8 protein-coding genes are annotated in these 8,450 nt (G+C 70.7%); 6 read left to right on the top strand and 2 right to left on the bottom strand.

The genetic code is table 11. The annotated features are described in order from the left end of the window. From PV363_RS13545 to PV363_RS13525, 5 genes are all read left to right on the top strand, one after another. Window positions 1-281 (top strand): hypothetical protein (locus PV363_RS13545; protein WP_301022583.1); only part of this gene is annotated, 281 nt, incomplete at its 5' end. Continuing rightward, the gene (locus tag PV363_RS13540; protein WP_301022582.1) at window positions 278-1,891 is read left to right on the top strand and encodes a carboxyl transferase domain-containing protein; all 1,614 of its coding nucleotides are present in this window, start codon (window positions 278-280) and stop codon (window positions 1,889-1,891) included. The genes PV363_RS13545 and PV363_RS13540, both read left to right, overlap by 4 nt. A gap of 32 nt (window positions 1,892-1,923) precedes the next feature. Continuing rightward, on the top strand, window positions 1,924-3,948 hold the full coding sequence (locus PV363_RS13535; protein WP_301022581.1) for a biotin carboxylase N-terminal domain-containing protein: 2,025 nt from the start codon (window positions 1,924-1,926) through the stop codon (window positions 3,946-3,948). Next, window positions 3,945-5,114, top strand: coding sequence for an acyl-CoA dehydrogenase (locus PV363_RS13530; RefSeq protein ID WP_220366785.1), 1,170 nt, complete (start codon window positions 3,945-3,947; stop codon window positions 5,112-5,114). Before PV363_RS13535 ends, PV363_RS13530 begins: the two co-directional genes overlap by 4 nt. A 40-nt stretch (window positions 5,115-5,154) precedes the next feature. After that, window positions 5,155-5,904, top strand: a complete 750-nt coding sequence (locus PV363_RS13525; RefSeq protein WP_301022580.1) for an enoyl-CoA hydratase family protein — start codon at window positions 5,155-5,157, stop codon at window positions 5,902-5,904. Window positions 5,905-6,024: 120 nt separating this feature from the next. Here the strand turns inward: PV363_RS13525 and PV363_RS13520 are convergent, their stop codons facing one another. Both PV363_RS13520 and PV363_RS13515 read right to left on the bottom strand, forming a co-directional pair. Next, the gene (locus tag PV363_RS13520; RefSeq protein ID WP_301022579.1) at window positions 6,025-7,380 is read right to left on the bottom strand and encodes an HNH endonuclease; all 1,356 of its coding nucleotides are present in this window, start codon (window positions 7,378-7,380) and stop codon (window positions 6,025-6,027) included. A gap of 39 nt (window positions 7,381-7,419) precedes the next feature. Further along, the gene (locus PV363_RS13515; RefSeq protein WP_301022578.1) at window positions 7,420-7,764 is read right to left on the bottom strand and encodes a metalloregulator ArsR/SmtB family transcription factor; all 345 of its coding nucleotides are present in this window, start codon (window positions 7,762-7,764) and stop codon (window positions 7,420-7,422) included. A 16-nt stretch (window positions 7,765-7,780) separates the two neighbouring features. Between PV363_RS13515 and PV363_RS13510 the strand changes: the two genes are divergently transcribed. Beyond that, window positions 7,781-8,254 (top strand): SRPBCC domain-containing protein, encoded by a 474-nt coding sequence (locus tag PV363_RS13510; RefSeq protein WP_220342415.1) that lies wholly within the window; start codon window positions 7,781-7,783, stop codon window positions 8,252-8,254. The last annotated feature ends 196 nt before the right edge of the window (window positions 8,255-8,450 follow it).

The raw sequence follows: 8,450 nt of genomic DNA, 5'->3' as shown, positions 1-8,450 counted from the left end.
TCATCGCGTACAAGAACCGGCAGGCCGTAGACGCGAGCGCAGACTACGCCCGCGGGCCGATCGACGGTCTCTTCTTCCGAGGGCTCGTTGTCGACGACGGGCGGGTCGTCGGCGGCTGGAAGTGGTCACGCCCCACCCGCAAGGCAGATCCGACGAGCGTCACCCTGACGCTCCTCACCGACACGGTCTCGGCCGACCGCGACAGGTTCGCGGCGCAGGCCGGACGCTTCTCCCGATACCTCGACAACCCCGTCGAGCTGAACATGGAGGCACCACGATGACGACCACAGCGGCCGACGCCGCACCGACCACCGACGCTCCGCCGACCCATCGCGAGGCGATGCTGGCGAAGATCGACGACCTCGCCGAGCAGCACGCCAAGGCGCTGGCAGGGGGCGGCGAGAAGTACGTCGCCCGCCACCACGCGCGGGGCAAGCTCCTCGCTCGCGAGCGCATCGAGCTGCTGCTCGACGAGGGCGCGCCGTTCCTCGAGCTGTCGACCCTGGCCGCCTGGGGGACCGACTTCCCCGTCGGCGGCTCGCTCGTCGCCGGGATCGGCGTCGTCGAAGGTGTCGAGTGCATGATCATCGCCAACGACCCGACGGTGAAGGGCGGTTCCAGCAACCCCCTCACGGTCAAGAAGGGCCTCCGCGCCGCGCAGATCGCCGCCGAGAACCGCCTCCCGACGGTCAACCTCGTCGAGTCCGGCGGCGCCGACCTGCCCACGCAGAAGGACATCTTCATCCCTGGTGGTGCGACGTTCCGCAACATCACGCGCTCGAGCGCGGCCAGGGTGCCCACGGTCGCCCTGGTGTTCGGCAACTCCACCGCCGGCGGGGCGTACGTGCCGGGCATGAGCGACTACGTCGTCATGGTCAAGGAGGGCGCCAAGGTGTTCCTCGGCGGTCCGCCGCTGGTCAAGATGGCCACGGGCGAGGAGTCCGACGACGAGTCGCTCGGCGGCGCCGAGATGCATGCTCGTACGTCGGGGCTCGCCGACTACCTGGCGGTCGACGAGTACGACGCGATCCGCCTCGGACGCCAGATCGTGCGCCGGCTCAACTGGCGCAAGCAGGGACCCACTCCCGCTGCCGACTACGCCGAGCCGGCCTTCGACGTCGACGACCTGCTCGACATCGTCCCGACGGACCTCAAGGTCCCGTTCGACCCGCGCGACGTCATCGTCCGGCTGGTCGACGGCTCAACCGACGGGCACGCGCAGTTCGACGAGTTCAAGCCGCTCTACGGCTCCTCGCTCGTGACCGGCTTCGCGCAGCTGCACGGCTACCCGATCGGCATCCTCGCCAACGCCCAGGGCGTGCTGTTCAGCGAGGAGGCGCAGAAGGCGGCGCAGTTCATCCAGCTGGCCAACCAGACCGACACCCCGCTGCTGTTCCTGCACAACACCACCGGCTACATGGTGGGTGCGGAGTACGAGCAGGGCGGCATCATCAAGCACGGCGCGCAGATGATCAACGCGGTCTCCAACTCGACGGTGCCGCACATCTCGGTCGTCATCGGCGCCTCGTACGGCGCCGGCCACTATGGCATGAGCGGCCGGGCGTACGACCCGCGCTTCATGTTCAGCTGGCCCAACGCGAAGTCGGCCGTCATGGGCCCGGCCCAGCTCGCCGGCGTCATCTCGATCGTCGCCCGCGGGGCGGCCGAGGCGAAGGGCATGCCGTACGACGAGGACGGCGACAAGCAGATGCGCGCCTTCATCGAGAAGCAGATCGAGGAGCAGTCGCTGGCGTACTTCACGTCGGGGATGCTCTACGACGACGGTGTGATCGACCCGCGTGACACCCGGACGGTGCTCGGCATCTGCCTGAGCGCGATCGCCAACGCGCCCATCGAGGGCGCACGCGGCTACGGGGTGTTCCGGCTGTGAACGTTTCGACAGGTTCAATCAACGGAGGCTCGATGATCCAGAAGGTGCTCGTCGCGAACCGGGGCGAGATCGCCCGGCGCGTGTTCGCGACCTGCCGCGAGCTCGGCATCGGGACGGTGGCGGTCCACTCCGACGCCGATGCCGACGCCCCGTTCGTCGCCGATGCGGACGCGGCCGTACGCCTGCCCGGCAACGCGCCGGGCGAGACGTACCTGCGCGGTGACCTCGTCATCGCCGCGGCGCTCGCCACGGGCGCGGACGCGATCCACCCCGGCTACGGTTTCCTCTCCGAGAACGCCTCATTCGCCGCCGACGTCCGTGCGGCGGGGCTCACCTGGATCGGACCCGACCCCGAGGCGATCGAGGCGATGGGCTCCAAGGTCCGGTCGAAGGAGCTCATGGCGGCCGCCGGCGGACCGGTCGCCGGCATGCTGAAGCCGGAGGACATGACGTCCTCGGACCTGCCGCTCGTCGTCAAGGCGTCCTCAGGCGGTGGCGGCCGTGGCATGCGGGTCGTGCGCGACCTCGGTGCTCTGCCGGCCGCGCTCGAGCAGGCGGCCGCCGAGGCGGGGTCGGCCTTCGGCGACACCACCGTCTTCGTCGAGCACTACCTCGAGCACGCGCGCCACGTCGAGGTGCAGGTCATGGCCGACGCCCACGGCACCTGCTGGGTCCTCGGCGACCGCGACTGCTCGCTCCAGCGGCGGCACCAGAAGGTCGTGGAGGAGGCCCCGGCGCCGGGTCTGGCCGAGGCCACCCGGACGACCCTGCATGATGCAGCGCGGGCACTGGTCAAGCAGGTCGGCTACACCGGTGCGGGCACGGTCGAGTTCCTGGTGGAGGAGCGTGCCGACCGCGACGCCGTCGTCTCCTTCCTCGAGATGAACACGCGCCTCCAGGTCGAGCACCCGGTCACCGAAGCCGTCACGGGCCTCGACCTCGTCGCGCTTCAGATCGCGGTCGCCGAGGGTCGGGCGCTCGGTGAGATCACCGGCGAGACCGAGCCGCCGGCCCCGCGGGGTCACGCGATCGAGGTGCGCCTCTACGCCGAGGACGCGGCCGACGACTTCGCTCCGCAGACGGGCACCGTCCGGGTCTTCGACGTGCCGGGTGCGGAGGGACGCTTCGCCGGCCCGACGTCGTACGGGCTCCGCCTGGACTCCGGTGTGGAATCGGGCAGCGAGGTCGGGATCCACTACGACGCCATGCTCGCCAAGCTCGTCGCGTTCGGTCCCGACCGCGCGTCGGCGATCCGGATGCTGCGCGGCGCCCTCGCGCGCACCCGGCTCCACGGGGTGTCGACGAACCTCGACCTCCTGCACGGGATCCTCGGTGCGCCCGAGTTCGCCGCGGGCGAGCTCAGCACGCTGCTGCTCGAGCAGCGCATCGCGGACTGGTCGGCGCCGCGCGTGGACACGTCCGTCGTCCGCGACTACGCCACGGCGGCCGCGCTCGCCTCGGCCACGGCGTCCGCGACGCGGGCCAGGGTCCTCTCGCGGATCCCAGCCGGTTTCCGCAACGTGGCGAGCCAGCCGCACACCGTGACCTTCGCGGTGCGGGGCGAGGAGGTCGCGGTCGCGTACGACTCGGTTGGTGGTCGTCTGGTCCCGCGTTCGGGGTCCGAGGACGAGGCTGCGCCGGTCGCCACCGCCGTGGCTCCCGACCGCGTGGTGCTCGAGCGTGACGGGGTCGCACGGGCGTACACGGTCTCCACCGCTCCAGGCGTCGCCGACGTCGACGGTCCCCAGGGGCCGCTCGACCTCGTCGTCGTCCCGCGCTTCACCGACCCCGCCGACCAGGTGGCCGCCGGATCGTTGCTGGCCCCGATGCCCGGCTCGGTCGTGTCGGTCTCGGTGGAGCAGGGGCAGGCCGTCAACCAGGGCGACGTGGTCGTCGTGCTGGAGGCGATGAAGATGCAGCACACCATCACGGCGCCGACCGACGGCATCGTGACGGAGCTCGCGGTCTCCGCGGGCTCGCAGGTCGAGTCCGGTGCCGTCCTCGCGGTGATCGAGGACGCGGCCGACCAGGAGAACCCCGAAGGAGACCTCGCATGACCACCACCGCATTCGCCGAGTCCGAGGAGCGTCAGGCGCTCCGCAAGGCCGTCCGCGACCTGGGGCGCAAGTACGGTCGCGACTACTTCAACACCGCAGCGGCCGAGGGTCGCAAGACCACCGAGCTGTGGGCGGAGGCCGGCAAGCTCGGCTATCTGGGTGTCGCCGTGCCGGAGGAGTACGGGGGCGGCGGCGGCGAGATCGGCGACCTCGCCGCGGTCTGCGAGGAGCTGGCCGCGACCGGCAGCCCGCTGCTGCTCATGGTCGTGTCGCCGGCGATCGTCGGCACGATCATCGCGCAGTACGGCACGGACGAGCAGAAGCAGCGCTGGTTGCCCGGCCTGGCTGACGGGACGAGCACGTTCGCCTTCTCCATCACCGAGCCGGATGCGGGCTCCAACTCGCACAAGATCATCACCACGGCCTACCGGCAGGAGGACGGCAGCTGGCGCCTGACCGGCGGTAAGACCTATATCTCCGGTGTCGACGAGGCGAGCCACGTCCTCGTGGTCGCGCGGACCGAGGACCACAAGACGGGCAACCTCAAGCCGGCGCTCTTCCTGGTGCCGACCGACAGCCCTGGCTTCACGTTCCAGGAGATCCCGATGGGCATCGTCAGCCCGGAGAAGCAGTTCACGCTGTTCTTCGACGACGTGGCCCTCCCGTCGGACGCGCTGATCGGCAGTGAGGACGCCGGGATCGAGCAGCTCTTCGCGGGGCTCAACCCCGAGCGCATCATGGCGGCCTCGTTCGCGACCGGCACGGCGCGGCTCGCGCTCGAGATCGCGACCGAGTACGCGAAGACCCGTCAGGTCTGGAAGGCGCCGATCGGCGCCCACCAGGCCGTGGCCCACCCGCTGGCGCAGACGCACATCGAGATCGAGATGGCGCGTCTGATGACCCAGAAGGCCTCCGCGCTCTATGCGGCCGGTGACCACATGGGTGCCGGAGAGGCCGCCAACATGGCGAAGTACGCGGCCGGCGAGGTCGTGTGCAACGCGGTGGACCGGGCGATCCAGACCCACGGCGGCAACGGTCTCGCGGAGGAGTACGGCCTCGTACAGATGCTGGCGGCGTCGCGTCTGTCGCGCATCGCGCCGGTCAGCCGCGAGATGGTGCTCAACTTCATCGCGCAGTTCTCGCTCGGCCTGCCGAAGTCGTACTGATTCTCACCCCTCGCACGACGTCACGAAGGAGCAGCATCCTATGACCGAGCTCGTCCACCTCGCGGTCGCCGACCAGGTCGCGACGATCACGCTGGACAGCCAGCACAACCGCAACGCCCTCTCGGCTCAGCTCGTGAGCGAGCTGGTCGGGCACCTGGAGACGGCCGCGGCGGATCCCGACGTCCTCGCCGTGGTGATCACGGCGGCCGGGTCGGTGTTCTGCTCGGGCGCCGACCTGTCCGAGGCTGCCGGGGGAGGGATGGTCGAGGGGGCCAAGGGGCTCGTCGCGCTGCAGCGCCTCATCGTGACCCTCCCGAAGCCGGTGATCGTCCGCCTGCACGGTCCGGTGCGCGCAGGCGGGCTCGGCATCGTGGGCGCTGCCGACGTGGTGGTGTGTGCCGACGACGTCACGTTCGCGTTCACCGAGGTCCGTCTCGCCCTGGCGCCGGCGGTCATCTCCTTGACCACCCTCTCGCGGATGTCGCCGCGTTCGGCGTCGCGGACCTTCCTCACCGGAGAGAAGTTCTCCGCGGCCGAGGCGGTGGCGTACGGGCTCGTCACGGAGGCCGTCCCAGCGGCCGAGCTCGACGACGCCCTCTCGCGGGTGCTCGACGGGCTCCGCAAGGCGTACCCCCAGGGCCTTCGGGAGACCAAGGCCCTGCTCAACGCCGACCTCGTGGCTCGCATCGACGCGCTCGGTGACGACGTCGCGGAGCAGTCGGGGCGGCTCTTCGGCTCGGACGAGGCGCGTACGGCGATGCTCGCGTTCCTCAACCGCAAGAAGGGCTGACAGTCGGGCCTAGTCCGCCCCTCCCAGCACACGCCGGACACGACCGATCCCCCGATCCGGTCGTGCCCGGCGTGCGTGTTCGTGGGCCGGCGCGCCGAGGCGCCGGTGGTCAGGCACCGGTCAGGCGGCTATCCCGGATGAGTGGACCAGCTGCCGGATCTCGCGAAGGCGCCGACGGACGAGCAGGCGCCTGAGGGCTCGGTCTCGGTCGTCGGAGTCGGAGAGACGGTGCCCCTCCCCGGTGGTGAGGATGACGTCTCCGGTGCCGGGCTCGCGTCGGGCATGGAGCAACCCGGCGTGGAGCAGGTGATGACAGCGCGGACACAGGCCGATGAGGTTGTCGACGTCGGTCGTGCCGTGGTCGCGGTGCCACCAGTCGATGTGGTGCAGCTCGAGGAAGGTGTTGTGGCACCCCGGGTTGGCGCAGCGCCCACCTTGCGCGTGGGTGATCGCGATCCGCTGCTGGGGGGTCGCGAGACGCTGGCTCCGGCCGACGTCGAGAACGCTGCCGGGCCGTCGTCGGTCGCTGGGCTGGTCGGGGACCTCGTGGTCGTGCCCTCCGTAGTCGCGCCTCCGGTCGTCGACGTGCGCGCCCGTGAGGACCGGTGTGACGTCGGTGTCGCAGAGAAGGCGCCCCAGGAGCAGGTCAGGGATGCTGCCCCAGCCGTGCAGTCGCGCAGGCTCGGCGCCAGGCATGCCCTGAAGACGCTCGAGGTCGACGGTGACGTAGAGCTGGGGCCGGAATCCGTTGCGGCTGGGCAGGCCGTGCTCGAGAACCTGGGTGAGCAGCCGGTCGAGATTGGTCACTCGTCGTTCCGAAGGGGGTCGACGATCGTCACGGTCGTCCGGGGCGCCCAGGTGGTCGAGGACGGTCTTGAGGCGGGCGCCGGTGACGATGTCGAGGAAACCCGTCACGGCATAGCCGTCGCCGACCTTGGAGACCTGGAGGTCACGCTTGTCCATCCCTCGGATGTAGGCGGCGTCCAGGGACTCCGGGTGCACTGCCTCGATGAACTCCCGGATCTCCGCCCGGAGCGCTGACGGCTCGCTGCGCTCGGCGACATCGAGCAGGTAGTCCTCCGCCGAGGTGATGATGACCGGATCGGCCTTCTTCAGGCCGGCGGAGAACTCGTGGACGTGATCCAGCCGGATCCTGCCGGCCCGCAACGACTCGGCGACCCGCGGCAACGCTTGGGTCGTCCGAGCTGCGGTGATCAGACGACCGGTCTCGCCGGCGTCGAGGCGCAGCTCGCGGCGCGCCCACGCCTTCGCGTTAGCAGCTCCAGCAGCCTCCGGCCCGCCTGCGTCGCTGAAGTGTGCCAGTCCACGCGCCAGCACGCCGTCGAGGAGCGCCTGCGTCGAAGCCACGACTCCGAGGACCTCAGCGAGCTGCTCGGTGGTAGCGAGCTCGATCGGGGCGTCCACCAGCGCCTGCGCCGCGTGGCGCAGGTCGGCGGTGATCTCGGCGTCGAACATGACACGATGGTATCGAACAGATGTTCGACAACGCAAGGGTTAATCCGCGCCGCGGTCGGAGGGCCGCGCGAGGTGGCCGAGCAGCTCGACCGCGGCGTCCATGTAGTCCTTGATCCATCGGTCGTGGATGCGTTTGATCGGCAGCGGCGCGAGGGCGAGGTGGCGCTCGCGCCCGATCTTGCGGCCGGTGACCAGGTCGGCACGCTCGAGCACGCGCAGGTGCTGGAGCACGGTGGTCCGGTCGAGTGACGACAGGAGCGCGCAGAGCTCGCCAGTCGTCCGGGTGTCCTCCCGAAGCAGGTCGAGGATCCGGCGCCGCGTCGGTGAGGCCAGCGCCTTGAAGACGAGGTCGTCGTCGGGGGTATTGCCCACGGCCGGCGACATGTTGTAAAAATATCACATGACTGACGATCCTCTCCAGGAGCTGCAGTTCACCGTGTCCGGCCACATCGCGAGGCCCTGCGCCGAGGTGTACGAGGCGATCGCCGACCCGGCGCAGCTCACCCGCTACTTCACGACGGGCGGCGCCCGCGGACGACTCGAGTCCGGCGCGACCGTCATGTGGGACTTCGCCGACCACCCGGGCGAGTTCCCGGTCACGGTCGTGGAGGCCGTGCCGCCCCGGCTCATCGTCATCCGCTGGGACGCGCAGGCCTCGGCCGACGACGACGGGCGGACCACCACGACGTTCGAGCTCGAGCCGGTCGACGGCGGCGCGCGCACCCTGGTCACGATCACCGAGTCGTCGTGGCTGGTGACCGGGACGGGGGCCAAGAACGCGTTCGGCAACTGCGCGGGCTGGACCGGCATGCTGGCCGCCCTCAAGGCGTGGGTCGAGCACGGGATCAACCTGCGCGAAGGCTTCTACGGCTGACCTTCGCGGCGGCGTCGTGGCGCTCTTTCCGTGCCTCCGCGCGGCACTCTTGACATGACCCTGGTCACCGTTAAGTTACGCCTCATGCCGCCCGCCGACCGTCACAGCCCGGTCGCGGGGGGGGGCCCCGGCGGCCCCCCCCCCCACCCCCCGCCGGGCGCCGGGGAGGGGCCCGCCCGGCGGGTGGGCCCCCGGG

Source organism: Mumia sp., from assembly GCF_028803055.1.
Lineage (GTDB): Bacteria > Actinomycetota > Actinomycetes > Propionibacteriales > Nocardioidaceae > Mumia.
The sequence above is the reverse complement of the archived record's forward strand: the minus strand, read 5'-3'. Positions and strand labels throughout refer to the sequence as shown.

Bases quoted from the DNA above. Each gene is read 5' to 3' on its own strand.
- PV363_RS13520 (WP_301022579.1), bottom strand. From the start codon at position 7,380: ATGTTCGACGCCGAGATCACCGCCGACCTGCGCCACGCGGCGCAGGCG.
- PV363_RS13540 (WP_301022582.1), top strand. From the start codon at position 278: ATGACGACCACAGCGGCCGACGCCGCACCGACCACCGACGCTCCGCCG.
- PV363_RS13510 (WP_220342415.1), top strand. From the start codon at position 7,781: ATGACTGACGATCCTCTCCAGGAGCTGCAGTTCACCGTGTCCGGCCAC.
- PV363_RS13525 (WP_301022580.1), top strand. From the start codon at position 5,155: ATGACCGAGCTCGTCCACCTCGCGGTCGCCGACCAGGTCGCGACGATC.
- PV363_RS13530 (WP_220366785.1), top strand. From the start codon at position 3,945: ATGACCACCACCGCATTCGCCGAGTCCGAGGAGCGTCAGGCGCTCCGC.
- PV363_RS13515 (WP_301022578.1), bottom strand. From the start codon at position 7,764: ATGTCGCCGGCCGTGGGCAATACCCCCGACGACGACCTCGTCTTCAAG.
- PV363_RS13535 (WP_301022581.1), top strand. From the start codon at position 1,924: ATGATCCAGAAGGTGCTCGTCGCGAACCGGGGCGAGATCGCCCGGCGC.